Genomic DNA, 18297 nt, shown 5'->3' with positions numbered 1-18297 from the left:
TAAATGACATGACTCCGGCTGAATTCATCCGAAGTCTCCGGAAAGGCGAAGATCTCTGATTTAGCACTGCACTGATTTTGGGCCAGGGTCACTCTGTTTCGAAGATACAGGCCGTCAACGCCACCGACGGCAAAAGAGCCTTCATTTTTTTACTTAGCAACTGTGGCCGGTAAACGGGGCAGCATTGGTTCGGTTGGTCGTGGATTCATCCGCCTGAACCGGGGATGTCCACGCGTACACCTCGAAAAAGCGCTGGAGGGAATGAAACGTATTGCGTTTACACCTGCAAATAACGTTCATCCCATCAGCGAGTTTAAATAAAAGCGTTATTACTCTGCATGAGGCTTTGTCGGTCTACTTAAAAAGTCGGCTGTCATTATATGAAAACGCATCAGGTGGGATGCGTTTTCGCAGGCATTAACCGCGCGGTGTTTTAAATCGGGCTAACGTGCTTTCGACAAGGACAAAGAAGACCGGGACAAAATAAATCGCCAGCACGGTCGCGGCCAGCATCCCCCCGATTACGCCAGTCCCTACCGCATTTTGCGCGCCTGAACCTGCACCGTGGCTTATTGCCAGGGGAATAACCCCCAAAATGAAGGCCAGCGACGTCATCAGAATAGGGCGTAAGCGCATTTTCGCTGCTTCCACTGCGGCTTCAAGCGGTGTTTTTCCTTCTTTTTGCATAATTTCGACGGCAAACTCAACGATCAGAATGGCGTTTTTAGCCGACAGACCCATCGTGGTGAGCAGGCCAACCTGGAAATAAACATCATTACTTAAACCGCGCAGGTCGGTAGCCAGCAACGCACCGACGATGCCAATTGGCACCACGAGCATCACTGAAAAAGGAATGGACCAGCTTTCATACAGGGCTGCCAGTGCAAGAAATACCACAACAAGCGAAATGGCATACAGCATGGGCGCCTGGTTTGTGGATAACGCCTCCTGATAAGACAGACCCGTCCAGGCGTAACCGACGCCGGCAGGCAATTGATTAATCAGGGATGCCATAAAGTTCATCGCATCACCACTGCTTTTCCCGACAGCCGGCTGTCCCAGAATTTCCATTGAAGGTTGCCCGTTGTAGCGTTCAAGACGGGGGGAGCCATAGGTCCATTCGGTGGTTGAGTAGGCAGAAAGCGGGGTCATGGAACCGGAGGCGTTACGCACGTACCAATGGTTTATATTGCCGGGCAACATGCGGAACGGTGTATCGGCCTGGACGTACACTTTTTTAACGCGTCCCTGGTTAAGGAAATCATTGACATAACGACTACCGAACGCCGTGGAGAGGGTCTGATTAATGTCCGAGAGTGAAACACCCATGGCTGCGGCCTTTTTGGCGTCGACATTAACATGGAACATCGGCGTGTCTTCCAGCCCGTTAGGACGCACCCCGGCGACCTCTCCGGATGACTGATTAGCCAGCGCCAGGAGTTGGTTGCGAGCCTGCATCATCTTTGTGTGCCCAAGATTGCCGTTATCCAGCAGCTCCATATCAAACCCTGAAGCGGTTCCCAGTTCTGCCACGGCAGGTAAATTGAATGGATAAATCACGGCATTATTGATGGCACTTAAGGCGACCATTGCCCGTTGAATAATGGCGGTAACCGCGTTTTCTTCCCCAACACGCTCAGACCATGGCTTCAGGCTGATAAATGCCAGTCCATTGTTTTGCCCCTGACCGCTGAAGCCAAATCCGCCAACGGTAAAAACAGACGCGACATTTTTCTGTTCTTTCGTCAGATAGTAATCGGTGATTTCGCCCAGAACCTTGCTGGTATTCACCATCGTTGAACCCGAAGGTAATTGCGCAGTAGTCATGAATACCCCCTGATCTTCTTCCGGTAAAAAGGAGGTTGGGGTGCGTAAAAACAGGACAAGCATGCCTGCCCCGATAACCAAATAGATGACCATGTAACGGCCTGTGCAACGTAAGAGTTTACGCGTGCTGTCCGTGTAGTGTTGGGTGCACTTCTCCATGAAATGATTGAAACGGGTGAACAGGAAATGTGTTTTTGCGTTATTCCCCTCAGGCGCTGCTTTTAATAGCGTTGCGCACAGTGCGGGCGTCAGGCTCATCGCCACGAATACCGACAGCGTCATAGCGGATATCAAGGTGATGGAAAACTGACGGAAGATTTCACCTGTTGCGCCGCTCATAAAAGCCATTGGCATAAATACGGCGGATAACACCACGGCAATACCGACCAGCGCTCTTTGCAACTGGCCCATCGCCTTATGCGCCGCCGCTTTTGGTGACAATTTTTCCTCGCAAATAATACGCTCAACGTTCTCGACCACTACGATGGCATCATCGACTAAAAGTCCTATTGCCAGCACCATGCCAAACATCGTCAGGGTATTAATCGTAAAACCTGCAACAGACAGGATTGAAAATGTGCCGAGGATAACAACGGGAACCGCGATAGTCGGGATAAGCGTCGCGCGGAAATTTTGCAGAAAAAGGTACATGACGAGGAAGACCAGGATGATGGCCTCGATCAATGTCTGAAAAACACCCTGAATTGAAATCTCGATAAACGGGGTGGTGTCATAGGGATAAACGGTCTTCATGCTGGCAGGGAACCAGGCCGATAATCTGTCCAGCTCTTTTTTGACTGCCCGGGATGTTTCCAGCGCATTCGCGCCAGCGGCAAGCTTAATCGCAATCCCGGCGGCGGGTTTGCCGTTATACCGTGCGACCGTAGAATAGTTTTCTGCCCCCAGCTCAATTCGCGCGACGTCCCGCAGCAGAACCTGAGAACCATCTTGCTGGACTTTCAGGAAGATCTTGCCAAACTCATCGGTACTTTGCAGACGAGTCTGAACAACGATTGACGCATTCAACTGCTGATCTGCCGACTGGGGCATACCGCCCAGTTGCCCTCCCGATATCTGATTATTTTGTATCTTGATTTGCGAAATAACATCCTGCGGCGTGAGACTATATTTGTTGAGTTTTTGCGGATCCAGCCAGATACGCATGGCGTATTGCGAACCGAATAATTGCACACTCCCTACCCCGGCGGTACGACTGAGAGGATCTTTAATATTCGAAGCAACATAGTCGGCAATATCATATTGGCTCAGGCTGTTATTATCCGAGATAAAGCCAGCAACCATTAAGATATTACTACTGGATTTATCAACGCTGACCCCTTGTTGCTGAACCTCCTGCGGCAAGGAAGGCATCGCCAACTGCAGTTTATTCTGCACCTGAACCTGGGCGATATCGGGTGATGTGCCGCTCTTAAAGGTCAGGATAATGGCTGCATTACCTGCTGCATCGCTGGTGGATGACATGTACATCAGGCCATCAAGGCCATTCATATTTTGTTCAATCACCTGAGTGACGGAATCTTCAACGGTCTTTGCGTCTGCGCCTGGATAGGCGGCGTTAATAGTAATCGTCGGGGGCGCTATTTGCGGATATTGGGCGATCGGCAGATTCATGATCGCGATCCCCCCGGTAAACATCAGAATAATCGCGAGCACCCATGCGAAAACCGGGCGCTCAATAAAAAAATTGGCCATGAAGAAAGAGTCCTTAATGCCTGGAATATTACTGTTTGGTTACGGTGTCGGAGCTATTCGGGTGTGAAGAGAGAACCCTGGCTTTGATTCCCGGACGGATTCTTTGTAATCCGGAAACAATAACCCGGTCGCCGGGACGTAATCCCCCGGTCACTAGCCATTGGTTACCTACGGCCTGTACAGCGTTTATGTCGCGCAGTTGCACCACGTTTTCCTGATCAAGGATCAGCGCGGTGGCCTTTCCCTGCTCGTTATGAGTCACTCCTTGTTGAGGGACCATTAAAACGTCCTGCTGGCGACCTTCATCCAACAGAGCCGTAACATACATGCCGGGTAAAATTTCACCGTCAGGATTAGGGAAAATGGCGCGCAGAGTCACGGAGCCGGTGGCTTCATCGACGGCAGGATCGGAAAACTGAAGCGTACCGGTATAGCGGTAGGGTTTGCCATTTTCCAGCATCAGCTCAACCGGAATCTGGCCTTTTTGTTGGGCAATTTTTCCGCTGGATTTCTCTTCTTTCAGGCGTAAGAAGTCCTGCACTGACTGTGTTAAATCAATATAAATGGGGTCCAGTTTCTGAACGGTGACCAACGCGTTTTCCTGATTCGCAGTGACCAGCGCGCCAACAGTAACGGAGGATGTGCCGCTGATGCCATCAACAGGCGAGGTGACATTGGCATAATGAAGGTTAATCGTGGCCTGCTCGACATTCGCTCTGGCGACAGCGACGTTAGCGTCAGCCTCGTTAAGTTGAGAACGCGTGGTGTCATAATCCTGGCGGCTGACATAATTGGATTTTAATAAGGCAGACTGACGCTGTAATGTTAAGCGCACATTATTGGCGGTGGCCAGCGCTTTTGCCAGAGAGCCTTTAGCTGCATCGAGTTTTGCTTGCAGAGGGGCAGGATCAATTTGGTAAAGAGATTCTCCTTTACTGACTTTATCTCCCTCAATAAAGTTTCGCTTAATAATTATACCACTGACCTGAGGTCTTATTTCAGCGATTTCGAACGAAACGGCTCTGCCCGGAAGTTCGCTTTTAATATTAACGGAAGAAGGGGTTAAAGTAATAACGCCGACCTCGGGTTCCGTGATGGTCGTATTTTTTGAGGGTTTATTATCACACGCAGTGATGATTGCAGCACTAAAGAGTAATGGTATCAACAGTAAGTGATTTCTGTTCATAGTAATCCCTGGCGAATTTGTATGTGCACATTTTTTGGTATTTCATGCAGGGGAGGGATGTCATCGATAAATAATATGATGAGGTCAGGCATGAGAATGGCAAAGCCCATTTATTTGGCTAAAGATTGAGATGGCGTAATATAATTGCGCCATCGTGCAACTGAATTATTTCACTAACTCTGGTGTGACCTGAGTAACGGTGTTTGCGTAGTATGGCGCACCCCACATGGGGTCTGGCCAGAAGGCGCCATAGCCGTAATCCCACATGCCATAGGTTGTGTTGACCGACTCTGTCAGATGCCAAATTTGAATGCCTTGTAAGTCAACTTTAACAAAGTCGTACGGGATTTTATTGATGAACCCTGGTTCATCTCCCTGGATCGTCCCTAAAATAGTGACGTAGTGATTCCTGTAGTTAACCGGATCCAGAAAACCTTTTTGGCTGGCGAGAATACGCCCCTGATAGTTTGCGTCTATTTTTGGTTTGGCATAGCTGTTAAGGGTGAGAACCGCGATTTCAAGTAAAGAGTCATTCTTTGTGTTGATCACATTGATGACTTTACCACCAAAACGCGCCTGCTGACCTTTATATAAGCTGGGTTGGTTATGGACGGATATAAAGTCTTTTTGGATGTCTGGTTGATTATTACCCTTTATATTCTCAGGAATTGAAGCACACGCCGACAGGACGAATGCAAGGGCAATAATCATTACGCCTTTGGTCTTGTTCATTTTATTTTCCTGCTAAAAAAACAAGTCTATAGTAAACCTTTGATCATTATTGTCATCAGGTGCGCTGCTGATTATCTAAAAGTAATATAATTGTAGCTCATGGTTATAGATGGATTCTGGTATTCAATATTAACCACTGAGTGATGCTCCAGGTCCGGTTGCCAAAAATACGTCAAGTTGCCAGTACGTTGGTGACGTTTGCTTGATCATACCCACGAAAAGTAGACACGCGACTCAGTGAGTAAACTCTCTACCAGAGGTGACGGACATGACTAAAACCATTGCTGCGCAGACTGCGCTGCCAGGGAGTGATGCATGGCAAATGGTGTTCTGGCGGTGTAAACATCCGGATAATGTCGTTTATGCATTTCTCATATACATTTCTCAATGTGCCATCTGATGTTTTATTGCTTTTTAACTCCGAATGGCCATAACCAGTTTTAATCATTAGCGAACAAATTATATATTGCTTGTATGTTCTGAATTCTCACCACTTCTTTTATTAATGCTTTATTTTATTCACTGGCAGGGTGCTATTACGCCTTCTTCGAATTTAATTGAAAGTCTTATTCGTAAAAAACACTCTGATTTAATTTTCATTGATTTTTATCACTTTTAAATCTCTTTGGCGTAAAAATTCCATTATTTTTTGTGCATTCGAGATATGTCGCCACCGTTGGAGCGGTTAACAGTCAGAACATCCTGTTTTGCAGGATGATTTCCTATTAACAAATAGTGGAAAATTCTTATTTTTTCCTAGTACACAGATCTTAGATCTGTAAATTTGATCAAAGATCATATTTTACGCTATTATTGGTGCGAAAATGACTTGTATGACAAATATCACACAGCAATATATAAGAGGGATGAACTTATGGCTGACAGCTTCCAGAGTGAGGTGCCGAAGGCACGTATCAATTTAAAACTTGATCTGCATACCGGTGGGGCGAGCAAGAAAACTGAGTTGCCACTGAAATTACTGGTTACGGGTGATTTCAGTAATGGCCAGGAGTCTGCGCCGTTATCCGAGCGCGAAAAAGTGAATGTTACTAAAAATAATTTCGACGCTATTCTTTCCGAATATTCCCCAAAAGTGAATCTTACCGTTAAAAATACGCTTGCTGATGACGGTAGTGAGGACAATATCAAACTGACGTTCCAGAGTATGAAAGATTTCACCCCGGAACAGGTTGCCAGACAAATTCCACAGCTGAAGGCAATGCTTTCTATGCGTAATTTGCTTCGTGATTTAAAAGCCAATTTGCTCGATAACCAGACCTTCCGAAAGGAGCTGGAAAAAGTTCTGCTGGATCCCGCGTTAAGCGCAGAACTCAGAGCCGAACTTTCATCCCTGGCACCAAAACAGTCGTAACCCTCATAAAGAAATAACGGATTAACCAAGGAATGCTCATGTCTGTACAAAATGAAAAGACTGCTGGTGGCGAAAGCGTTGTACTGGAACGCCCTTTAGCCGGTGGGGTTTACGCGTCTCTGTTTGAAAAAATAAATCTGAATCCGGTCTCTGAACTGAGCGCATTGGATATCTGGCAAGATTCCCAGGCGATGTCGGATGCCACTGCTGATGAACGTCTGACTGCCGGGATGCAGGTATTTCTGGAGTGTCTGACAAAATCAGGTTCAAAAGTCGAGAAATTAGACAAGAATCTGATCGACCACCACATCGCAGAACTGGATCACCAGATTAGCCGCCAGCTGGATGCGGTGATGCACCATGAAGAGTTTCAGCGAACAGAAAGTACCTGGCGGGGATTAAAGTCGCTGGTGGATAAAACGGATTTTCGCAGGAACGTGAAAATTGAGTTGCTGGACATGTCCAAAGAGGATCTGCGACAGGACTTTGAAGACAGCCCGGAAATCATTCAGAGTGGACTGTATAAACATACCTATATTGATGAGTATGACACTCCCGGCGGAGAACCGATTGCAGCGCTGATTTCTGCCTATGAGTTTGATGCATCCGCTCAGGACATCGCTTTACTGCGTAATATTTCAAAAGTGTCCGCTGCTGCGCATATGCCATTTATCGGCTCCGCTGGCCCGAAATTCTTCCTTAAAGACTCGATGGAAGACGTCGCGGCGATTAAAGATATCGGTAACTACTTTGACCGTGCTGAGTACATCAAATGGAAATCCTTCCGCGATACTGATGACGCACGTTACATCGGACTGGTGATGCCGCGCGTACTGGGGCGTCTGCCCTATGGCCCGGATACTGTTCCGGTACGTAGCTTTAACTACGTGGAAGAAGTCAAAGGTCCGGATCACAACAAATACCTGTGGACCAACGCCTCCTTTGCTTTTGCCGCCAACATGGTGCGCAGTTTCATCGACAACGGATGGTGCGTGCAGATCCGTGGCCCGCAGGCCGGCGGTGCGGTTCAGGACCTGCCAATCCATCTGTACGATCTCGGTACCGGGAATCAGGTGAAAATCCCGAGTGAGGTGATGATTCCGGAAACCCGTGAATTTGAATTCGCTAACCTGGGATTCATCCCACTCAGCTACTACAAGAACCGCGATTATGCGTGTTTCTTTAGCGCAAACTCGACCCAGAAACCGGCGCTGTACGATACCGCAGATGCGACGGCAAACAGCCGCATCAATGCGCGCCTGCCCTATATCTTCCTGTTGTCGCGTATTGCCCACTACCTGAAGCTTATCCAGCGAGAAAATATCGGTACGACCAAGGACCGTCGTCTGCTGGAACTGGAACTCAATACCTGGGTACGTAGCCTGGTCACTGAAATGACCGATCCGGGTGACGAACTGCAGGCCTCACATCCACTGCGTGATGCCAAAGTTGTGGTTGAGGATATCGAAGATAACCCGGGCTTCTTCCGCGTGAAGCTGTACGCCATCCCACACTTCCAGGTGGAAGGCATGGACGTCAACCTGTCACTGGTTTCCCAGATGCCGAAGGCGAAATCATAACCTAAGGCAGGAAGCCGATGAAAACGGAACAACCGTTATGGGGCAGGGGCCAGATGGTCTCTCCCCAGCACTTCCAGCAACAGGCCGCGTATGCGGCCTGGTCAGTGGAATGTATCGCCCGCCTGGGCCTGGCTCATCCCTGGGGAATGATTAATGCCTCTTTCGAACCGGATGCGCTGAAGCTGGGCCGCCTGCAGGCACGTCATCTGCACATCCGTTTCACAGACGGAACGCTGATTGATACAGACAATGCTGATGCTCTGCCTCCGACACTGTCGCTTGAGAGCGAATCGCATAACGTAGTGGTGGTGTTGGCACTCCCGCTGCTGCGGGCGAACGGCGGCAATTGCCTGAAACCCGATGAAGTGGCTGAACGCCCGGTACGTTTTCGCCAACGCTGGCGGGATATCCGCAACACTTTCGGGGACGACACACGGCAGATCGCTGTTATGCAACCGGAACTGACGCTGAGGTTTGCTCACCAGAACAACAGCGATTATCTGACCTGTCCGGTCGTCCGTTTGCAGCAGGACTCACAGGGGACCTGGGAAATTGATGAGTCGTTTCTTCCTCCGCTGCTGACCATTCAGGGTAGCCGCTGGCTGGTGACGCAACTGGAACAACTGCTGATGCAACTGCGTGCTCGTCTGAGCCGCCTGATGGCCATGCGTCGTGAAAGTAACGAGCGGATGGCTGATTTTGCGGTGGCCGACGTGTCCCTGTTCTGGCTGCTCAATGCCCTGAATAGTGCAGAGCCCGTGCTGGGACAGTTTCAGCGCAACCTGCAAAGCCCGCCTGAACGTCTGTATCCGGAACTGACTCGTCTGGCGGGTAGCCTGCTGACGTTCTCGCTGGAACATCAGGTGAGCGCCATTCCGGTCTGGCAGCATGAGCAACTGAATACCGTTTTCCCGCCGCTGTTTGACTTACTGGGCGATCTGCTTGAGGCCAGTCTGCCGTCGCGGGTGGTTTCGCTTGAGCTTGACTATGACGCACGTCTCCACTTCTGGCAGGCCCGTCTGCATGACCCACGTCTGCGCGAAGGGGCTGATTACTACCTCTCCGTGCGCTCACCGATGCCGGTGGCGCAATTGCAGGAGCAGTTCCCACGCCAGTGCAAAGTGGGTAGCCCGGATCATGTCCGCAGCATTGTTAACTCGTCCCGGGTAGGTGTTCCACTAATGCCGTTGCGCCATGTCCCGGCTGCCATTCCGCTGCGCCTGGAAAACCAGTATTTCAGCCTTGATGTTTCTCATCCTCTGGCTACGGAAATGCTCCAGAGCGGCACCTGTATGTTTTACGTTCCGGGGATGCTCGGCGAGCCTGAACTTGAACTCTTTGCGGTACTGAGAACATGAGTGAGCCTAAACGCGGCACCGCCGCGTCCATTGATATTGATGCCCTGTTACAGGACACCTGGCTGCAGGTGATCAGCCTGCGCCACGGCCCAAAATTCCAGGACGGGGAAGGGCGTAAGCTGTGGGAGCGCTGTATCGCTGATGTTGAGCGTGTGCAGCGTGAGCTGAAAGCGATCGAGCTTGATGAAGCCAGTTGCCAGCATATTCTTACCGCGCAGTGTGCGCTGCTTGATGAAGTCGTCAAAGGTCGTGGTGTAGACGACGACGCCAGTGTGCAGTGGTATGACATTCCCCTGCAGGGATATTTTTTGGGCACGATGGATGCCGGTGACACGTTGTGTGATCGGATGCGCGATGTGCTGCGTGAACCGGCTCCGGACAATGCCGTGCTGACCTGCTTCCAGCGAATAATGATGCTGGGATTCCTCGGCAGTTTCCGCTCTCTGAATGACCCGGAGCGTCAGAAACTCGTCGGCGCACTCAATGAGCATGTCAGGCCCTTCAGCTATCCACAAAACCATCCTGTTCTGGCGGAAAGTCGTTCCGGCTCAGTGACAGGCGACTGGCTGTCGTCGTGGCCCGTGCGTATTGGCCTGAGTGTGATTGTGGTTGCGGCCTTGTGGTGGGGGCTGGATCACTGGCTCGATCAGATGCTTCAGACGCTGTTGCCGGGAGTCGTGAAATGAGTCCTGCACAACAGCGTGGACTTGCGTTGTGGGCCGCACTGCTGAGTACGGTGGTCTGCCTGAGCTTTTTGCCCGTTTCCCGGCTGGTTTCCGTACTCATTTTACTGGCTGTTCTGGGGCTTATTGTCGTGCTCTGGACTATCGCGAGTCGTCGTGCTGAACACGACGTTACGCTGCGCCTGGAAGACCTCCCGGACGCCACATACCACCAGCCTGTAGTACTGGTTTGTGGCGATCTGCCGCTGGCATGTATGCAGCAGTCACAGGTGCTGACTGTCACGCAGGGCTGCTGGATCCGTGTAGAGGATTTTCAGGATCTGGAGCAGGTGGCCCGCCAGGTGCTTTGGCTGCGACCGGACTGGGGACGACAGCTGTCGGTGATGGTCAGTGTCTGTCCGCAGAAACACGCTGACAGCGAAGCGTTGACCAGTCGCCTGCTGAGCCTGCGTTGGCAAATAAGCCAGTTGCGTAAGGAGACCGGGCATTCTGTGCCACTGGTTCTGAATGGTCAGGTCGGCAGTGCGATGACGAATGACATGCTCTGGCAGGCGGCGATCCCGGGCGAAGGCGTGAGGGTCTGGCGTGAGTCTACCGCGCCCTGCTCGATTTCCGCCTGGGTCACCACTGGCGGAGTACCTGCGATGCAACAGCAAGTGCTGATGAACAGCCTGATGAGCTGGTTTCACCAGCATGTCAAAGCCGTTTTTATGGATGAGAATCCTGATGTTCCGGTCATTGTGCCCACGGCAGTGCTGTGGGGGATGGGACCTATTCTTGCCGGTAGCCTGGCGTCTTCGGCCTGGACCGCGTGGTTGTCCCGTCATACCGCGATGCAGCACGTGGCGGGCTGGCAACCGGTAGGAACGGACAGTACGGTGATAGCGCCGTTTCCGGATTTCGTTCTGCCTTTATTGCCGGAAGGGCGAGGCCTGACGCCGCGTGGGCGAGCCTTCCGTTGTGCGCTCGGGCTCTTCACCCTGGCCGCCATTACAGCGTTGCTCAGCAGCGGCTGGAACAACCGTCAATTGCTGCAGCGCGTGAGCTTCGATATTGCTCGTTATTACCGCATCCCGATGAATGATTACGGCCAGAAAGCGGACGCCGTTGCAGTTCTGCGTGAGGATGCCGCACAACTGGATAACTGGACACGCAATGGTGTACCGGTCCGGATGGGGCTGGGGTTATATCAGGGCGAACGCCTGCACCTTACGGTGCTGGATGCTATCCGCTCGTACGTTCCGCCACCGCCGCCGCTCAAACCTCAGCCGAAGCCAAAACCTGCACCGAAAATTGTGCGCCTCGACAGTATGTCGTTGTTCGACTCCGGCAAGTCTGTACTGAAGGCGGGCTCCACCAAAATGCTGATTAACTCCCTGGTGGGCATCAAAGCCAAACCGGGCTGGTTGATCGTCGTCGCTGGTCACACGGATAACACCGGCAACCCGCAACTGAACCAGACGCTTTCACAGAAACGTGCTGAAGCGGTACGCGACTGGATGCGTGACACCGGTGACGTACCGGAAAGCTGTTTTGCGGTCCAGGGTTATGGCGCGAGCCGTCCTGTCGCAACGAATGACACGCCGGAAGGCCGCGCGCTTAACCGTCGTGTCGAAATCAGTCTGGTACCGCAGGCGAATGCCTGCCGGATACCCGGCCACACCCAGGCGTCATCGCAGGATGATGACGTTTCTCAACATTAATGGAGTAAATCCGATGGCAATTCCAGTTTATCTTTGGCTGAAGGACGACGGCGGCGCAGACATCAAAGGGTCTGTGGACGTTCAGGAGCGTGAAGGCAGCATCGAAGTGGTGGCGCAGGAGCATAACCTGTACATCCCAACCGATAACAATACGGGCAAGCTGACCGGCACCCGTATCCACACGCCGTTCCTGTTCACCAAGGAAATCGACTCCTCCAGCCCGTACCTGTACAAGGCGGTGACCACTGGCCAGACCCTGAAATCTGCGGAATTCAAATGGTACAAGATCAACGACGCGGGCCAGGAAGTAGAGTACTTCAACACCAGACTTGAAAACGTGAAAGTGGTGAAAGTGAACCCGGTGATGCACGACATCAAGGATCCTTCTTACGAGAAGCACAACCACCTCGAAGCGATTGAGCTGCGTTACGAGAAAATCACCTGGACCTACAAAGACGGCAACATCATTCATTCTGACTCATGGAATGAGCGCGCCACCGCGTAAGTTACTCGTCATATTTCGCGCTGTAGCGGCGTTGGCTGCGCTTATGCACCCCAGTCACATCGTTATCTATGCTCCCGGGGCTGCACGCGCTTGCCGCCTTGCTACGGCACGAACTATTTAGAGTAACAACCTGACGGGCAGCCCATTCTGCCCGCTTTTTCTTTGCTGAACGTCTGCCCGCGCGGGCGTTGAGTAAAGAAACCCACAATATGCCTGCCTGACCGTATGCGCTTTGGTCCCCTTTTCGGGAAACAGCGAGGGGCGGTAGCGTGTCCAGGAACCGACAAAGAGAGAGAGTCATGGAAAATCCAGCCATCCTGCTGCGACGTCTTAACCCTTACTGTGCCCGTGCGATGGAAGGGGCGGCTTCGCTCTGCCAGACCCGCGCCCATGCGGAAATTTTGCCGGAGCACTGGCTGCTGAAGCTGCTGGAGCAGGGCGAAGGCGACCTCACCGTGCTGGCGCGCCGTTACGAATGGGATATGGATGCGCTATGGCAGGACTTGCTCGGCTGGCTGGAGAAACAGCCCCGTTCGGTACGCAGCCGCCCGCAACTTTCTGAAAGTATCCAGACGCTGCTGCAGGAAGCCTGGCTGCTGGCGTCACTGGCCGGGGAAGAACACATCCGCAGCATCCATTTGCTGATGGCGCTGGTTGATAAACCCAAACTGGTTCGCTGTGATGGCCTGTGGCCGCTGCTGACGCTGGGGCAAAGCCAGATGGAACGTCTGCGTCCGCTGCTGGATGCACAATCAGACGAACGTCCGGACGTGCAGCTCGAAGCCGAACTGGCGCAGAGCCACAGCGGCGAGGTGGAATTTGTCGGTCGCCCGGTTGGGGCAGAGCTGAAAGAAGGCGAACTCAATCCGGCCCTGCAGAACGCGCTGGACAAATTCACCCTCGATGTCACCGCTAAAGCGAAAGAAGGCAACATCGATCCGGTGTTTGGCCGTGATACGGAAATTCGCCAGATGGTGGATATTCTCTCGCGTCGTCGTAAAAACAACCCGATCCTGGTCGGTGAGCCGGGCGTGGGTAAAACCGCACTGGTGGAAGGCCTGGCGCTGCGCATTGCCGAAGGGAATGTGCCGACATCGCTCCAACCGGTTATTCTGCGGACCCTCGACCTTGGTCTGTTGCAGGCAGGGGCGGGCGTGAAGGGTGAATTTGAACAGCGTCTTAAAAACGTCATCGATGCCGTACAGCAGTCACCGGTGCCCATTCTGCTGTTTATTGACGAAGCGCACACCATTATCGGGGCCGGTAATCAGGCCGGTGGCGCAGATGCCGCCAACCTGCTGAAACCCGCCCTCGCGCGTGGCGAGCTGCGCACCATTGCCGCCACCACCTGGAGCGAATACAAGCAGTACTTTGAGCGCGATGCGGCGCTGGAACGTCGCTTCCAGATGGTGAAAGTCGACGAGCCGGACGACGACACCGCGTGCCTGATGCTGCGCGGTCTGAAATCTCGCTACGCCGAACACCATAACGTGCACATTACCGACGACGCGGTCCGCGCTGCCGTCACGCTGTCGCGCCGCTACCTGACAGGTCGTCAGCTGCCGGACAAAGCGGTTGACCTGCTGGACACGGCAGCCGCTCGCGTGCGCATGAGTCTTGATACTGTCCCTGAAGCCATTGTGCGACTGAAAGCACAGCTGACCGCACTGGAATTTGAAGAACAGGCGCTGCTGGAGGATATTGCAGCCGGTTGTAACCGGCATGGCGATCGTCTGAGTGTCATAGAGCAGCAGCGTACTGATCTGGAAAACCGAATTCAGGAGCAGGAAGGCCGTTTCAACAACGAAAAGGCGCTGGCACAGCAGCTGATGGCCAGCCGCCAGGATATCAGCAAGCAGGCTGAAATTTCCGACCTGCAACAGCAACTGGCGCAGGCGCAGCAGGGTGACGTGCTGGTTCAGGTGGATGTCGACACCCGCACGGTCGCCAACGTGATTGCGGACTGGACGGGCGTGCCATTGTCTTCCCTGATGAAAGACGAGCAGACTGAACTGCTGACCCTGGAAAATGAAATCGGTCGCCGTGTTGTCGGTCAGGATGTTTCCCTCACGGCCATCGCTCAGCGTCTGCGTGCGGCCAAAACCGGCCTGACGTCAGAGAACGGCCCGCAGGGCGTATTCCTGCTGGTCGGCCCGAGCGGCGTCGGCAAAACCGAGACTGCGCTGGCGCTCGCAGATGTGCTGTACGGCGGCGAAAAGTCTCTTATTACCCTCAACCTGTCGGAATACCAGGAGCCGCATACCGTTTCCCAGTTGAAGGGTTCGCCTCCGGGGTACGTCGGCTACGGGCAGGGCGGCATTCTGACCGAAGCGGTGCGTAAGCGTCCTTACAGCGTGGTGTTGCTCGATGAAGTGGAAAAAGCGCACCGTGATGTGATGAACCTGTTCTATCAGGTTTTCGACCGCGGTTTTATGCGCGACGGCGAAGGGCGTGAAATCGACTTCCGCAACACGGTCATTCTGATGACGTCGAACCTTGGCAGTGACCCTCTGATGCAGTTGCTGGATGAACAACCGGGGGCGACTGAAAGCGATGTACAGGAACTGCTGCGTCCGATCCTGCGCGACCACTTCCAGCCTGCCTTGCTGGCCCGTTTCCAGACAGTGATTTACCGACCGCTGAGTGAGAGTGCGATGCGCACCATTGTCGGGATGAAACTCAGCCAGGTCAGTCAGCGTCTGAAGCGCCACTATGGCCTGATCACGCATATCGACGAGAGCCTGTACGATGCGTTGACCGCCGCCTGCCTGTTGCCGGATACTGGGGCACGTAATGTCGACAGCCTGCTTAACCAGCAAATTTTACCAGTGCTGAGCCAGCAGTTGCTGACCCACATGGCCGCAAAACAAAAACCGCAGTCATTACGCCTTACCTGGAGTGAAGAAGAGGGGATTGGGCTGGAGTTTGACCGCACACAAGGAGTGAGCGCATGAGCACCGGTCTCCCGATAAGATTCAGCCATAACCATCACAGGCTTTCGGTGAAAGGCTGTCAGTCAGAACCCGATGTGCTGGCCTTCGAGGGCGATGAAGCCCTGAGCACACCGTTCCGCTACCGTATTGAATTCACCAGTGCAGACCATGCCATCAGCAAAGAGACAATGCTGATGAAGGCCGGCTCGCTGACGCTGCAGGCCCCGGTTGACCAGGGCTACGGCATTAAAATACAGCAGCCGGTGCGGGTGATTCAGGGCGTGGTCACGGGTTTTGAACGTCTCAGTACCTCAAAGGATGAAACCCATTACGCGCTGACGCTCCAGCCGCGCCTGGCACTGCTCGACCGTTCACACCAGAACGCCATTTACCAGGATATGTCGGTCCCGCAAATCGTGGAAAAAATCCTGCGCGAACGCCACACCCTGCGCGGCCAGGATTTCCTGTTCACACTGACCAGAGAGTACCCGCGCCGCGAGCAGGTGATGCAGTACGGTGAGGACGACCTGCACTTTATCACCCGCCTGCTGGGTGAAGTCGGCATCTGGTTTCGTTTTACCACCGACACGCGCCTGAACATCGACGTGGTGGAGTTTTACGACAGCCAGCAGGGTTACGAGAAGGGCCTGACGCTGCCCTCGGTTCCGCCGTCAGGCCAGCATTCAGAAGGTGTGGACTCGGTGTGGGGGATGGAGAGCCATCACCACGTGGTGCAAAAGCAGGTCAGTACCCGCGACTACAACTACCGCCAGGCCACAGAAGACATGAACACGCAGGTCGATGCGACCCGCGGGGACACCACCACTTATGGTGATGCGTATCACTATGCTGACAACTACCTGACGCCGGGCAGCACATACGACCGCAATCCGGCCCCGGAGACCGGGGCGTTTTACGCCCGCATCCGGCATGAGCGCTACCTGAATGGCCAGACGCAGACCCGGGCTGTCACCAGTTGTCCGACGCTTTCCCCGGGACAGGTACTGAAAGTCACCGGCGGGTATGAAGTGGCAGAGGTGTTCAGTCAGGGTGTGGTGGTGACGGCGATGCACAGCCATGCGCGACGTGACGAGGACTTCGGCGTCAGCTTCGGTGGTGTCCCGGACAGCACTGATTTTGGCTTCCGTCCTGAACCTGGCACACGCCCGGTGATGGCCGGGACATTACCGGCCCGCGTCACCAGTACCACCGAAAATGACACCTACGGGCATATCGACAAAGACGGTCGCTATCGCGTCAACATGCTGTTTGACCGCGACAACTGGGAGACCGGGTTCGAGAGCCTGTGGGTGCGTCAGTCCCGCCCGTATGCCGGGGACACCTACGGTCTGCACCTGCCGCTGCTGGCGGGCACTGAAGTGGCGATTGGCTTTGAGGACGGTAACCCGGACAGGCCGTACATTTCAGGCGTGCTGCACGACTCGGCGCACGGCGACCACGTCACCATCCGCAACTACAAACGTAACGTCCTGCGGACGCCTGCGAACAACAAAATCCGCCTCGATGATGAGCGTGGCAAAGAGCATATCAAAGTCTCGACTGAGTACGGCGGCAAGAGCCAGTTGAACCTCGGTCATCTCGTTGACAGCGAAAAGCAGCAGCGCGGGGAGGGCTTTGAGCTCAGAACCGACAGCTGGGGAGCGATACGGGCGCAGAAAGGGATATTTATCAGCGCCGACGGGCAGGCGAAGGCCCAGGGTCTGCAACGCGAAATGCAATCGGCGCTCAAAGAGCTTGACGCCGCCAGAGAGGTTACCTCCGGGCTGCGGCATGCCGCCCAGGCTGCGCAGGCCGAACTAGCCGACCTTGAGAAACAAACAGCACTAATGAACCAAACGCTCAATGATCTCAAACAACAGGCATTGCTTCTTTCAGCCCCTTCGGGAATAGCACAGGTTACTCCAGCAAGTGTGCAATTGTCTGCAGGTGAAAACATGATAGTCACCGCAGGTCAGAATGCAGATTTTAGCGTTGCCAAAAAATTCACTCTGGCAGTGGGGGACATTCTGAGCTTTTTTGCCCATAAACTGGGGATAAAAATGTATGCCTCGGAGGGTAAAATAGATATTCAGGCTCAGTCAGATGAGCTGAATTTATTTGCTAAACAACGGCTTTCCGTCGCTAGTGCAGATAATAGCGTCGTTATATCGGCGAAAAAAGAAATCCTTCTGACTTGTGGTGGATCTTTTATCCGATTAAGTGATGCGGGAGCAGAGGTAGGAACAGGTAAAAATATCACGCTGAAATGTATCGCCGTTCAACAGCAGCCTGCTGCCACGTTGAATTCAACACTCAAGCTTCCCTCTGGCTGTAAACCTGGCGTTATTGCTGCAGCCCAGCAACAAGGGGCTGTGGTCGCTCTTAGCTGATATTCGAGGAGTAAATTATGACCAAAAAATTAGCTTTACTGGGTGACAGAACCAGCAATGGGAAAATTGTGTCTGCTACTGCCAATTTTTTCAGTCATGGTAAGCAGGTAGCGCAAAATAATGACAAAGCTACATGTTCGGTCTGCAAAGGAACATTCCCTATTCAGGCCACTGCCGTGGGCATCCTCAGTAATGGCGTGCTTCTGGTGCAGGATCAGGATCGTGTGCTTTGCCGATGTTCTGGACACAAGGTGATCGCGGGTTCAAATTTTTTCACTGGTTAAGTAAGAAACGCGTTATTTACAGGCTTAATTA

General features: G+C 53.1%; 12 protein-coding genes. 9 read left to right on the top strand and 3 right to left on the bottom strand.

The genetic code is table 11. The features are described 5' to 3' along the window. Positions 1 to 417 precede the first annotated feature (417 nt). From ACLJXE_RS18080 to ACLJXE_RS18070, 3 genes are all read right to left on the bottom strand, one after another. Positions 418 to 3540, bottom strand: coding sequence for an efflux RND transporter permease subunit (locus ACLJXE_RS18080; RefSeq protein ID WP_410751602.1), 3123 nt, complete (start codon positions 3538 to 3540; stop codon positions 418 to 420). A gap of 28 nt (positions 3541 to 3568) precedes the next feature. Beyond that, positions 3569 to 4726 (bottom strand): efflux RND transporter periplasmic adaptor subunit, encoded by a 1158-nt coding sequence (locus ACLJXE_RS18075; RefSeq protein ID WP_410751601.1) that lies wholly within the window; start codon positions 4724 to 4726, stop codon positions 3569 to 3571. Between the two features lie 165 nt (positions 4727 to 4891). Beyond that, positions 4892 to 5458: a Slp family lipoprotein gene (locus ACLJXE_RS18070; RefSeq protein ID WP_410751600.1), complete on the bottom strand. Its 567-nt coding sequence runs from the start codon at positions 5456 to 5458 to the stop codon at positions 4892 to 4894. 874 nt (positions 5459 to 6332) lie between these two features. Between ACLJXE_RS18070 and tssB the strand changes: the two genes are divergently transcribed. From tssB to ACLJXE_RS18025, 9 genes are all read left to right on the top strand, one after another. Continuing rightward, positions 6333 to 6830, top strand: coding sequence for a type VI secretion system contractile sheath small subunit (gene tssB / locus ACLJXE_RS18065; protein WP_410751599.1), 498 nt, complete (start codon positions 6333 to 6335; stop codon positions 6828 to 6830). 32 nt (positions 6831 to 6862) lie between these two features. Continuing rightward, the gene (gene tssC, locus ACLJXE_RS18060; RefSeq protein WP_410751598.1) at positions 6863 to 8410 is read left to right on the top strand and encodes a type VI secretion system contractile sheath large subunit; all 1548 of its coding nucleotides are present in this window, start codon (positions 6863 to 6865) and stop codon (positions 8408 to 8410) included. A 17-nt stretch (positions 8411 to 8427) separates the two neighbouring features. Continuing rightward, complete coding sequence (gene tssK, locus ACLJXE_RS18055; protein WP_410751597.1) at positions 8428 to 9768, top strand: type VI secretion system baseplate subunit TssK; 1341 nt, start codon at positions 8428 to 8430, stop codon at positions 9766 to 9768. Then, entirely contained in the window at positions 9765 to 10454 is a 690-nt protein-coding gene (tssL, locus tag ACLJXE_RS18050) for a type VI secretion system protein TssL, short form (protein WP_410751596.1), read from the top strand. The genes tssK and tssL overlap by 4 nt, the downstream gene beginning before the upstream one ends. Then, on the top strand, positions 10451 to 12154 hold the full coding sequence (locus tag ACLJXE_RS18045; RefSeq protein WP_410751595.1) for an OmpA family protein: 1704 nt from the start codon (positions 10451 to 10453) through the stop codon (positions 12152 to 12154). The genes tssL and ACLJXE_RS18045 overlap by 4 nt, the downstream gene beginning before the upstream one ends. 13 nt (positions 12155 to 12167) lie before the next feature. Continuing rightward, on the top strand, positions 12168 to 12659 hold the full coding sequence (gene hcp, locus ACLJXE_RS18040) for a type VI secretion system effector Hcp (protein ID WP_410751594.1): 492 nt from the start codon (positions 12168 to 12170) through the stop codon (positions 12657 to 12659). Positions 12660 to 12958: 299 nt separating this feature from the next. Then, complete coding sequence (gene tssH / locus ACLJXE_RS18035) at positions 12959 to 15613, top strand: type VI secretion system ATPase TssH (protein WP_410751593.1); 2655 nt, start codon at positions 12959 to 12961, stop codon at positions 15611 to 15613. Continuing rightward, entirely contained in the window at positions 15610 to 17982 is a 2373-nt protein-coding gene (locus ACLJXE_RS18030; protein WP_410751592.1) for a type VI secretion system Vgr family protein, read from the top strand. Before tssH ends, ACLJXE_RS18030 begins: the two co-directional genes overlap by 4 nt. A gap of 17 nt (positions 17983 to 17999) precedes the next feature. After that, positions 18000 to 18266 (top strand): PAAR domain-containing protein, encoded by a 267-nt coding sequence (locus ACLJXE_RS18025; protein WP_410751591.1) that lies wholly within the window; start codon positions 18000 to 18002, stop codon positions 18264 to 18266. The last annotated feature ends 31 nt before the right edge of the window (positions 18267 to 18297 follow it).

This window comes from Citrobacter sp. U14242 (assembly GCF_046555775.1).
Lineage (GTDB): Bacteria > Pseudomonadota > Gammaproteobacteria > Enterobacterales > Enterobacteriaceae > Citrobacter.
This window is presented reverse-complemented; position numbering and strand designations above follow the sequence as displayed.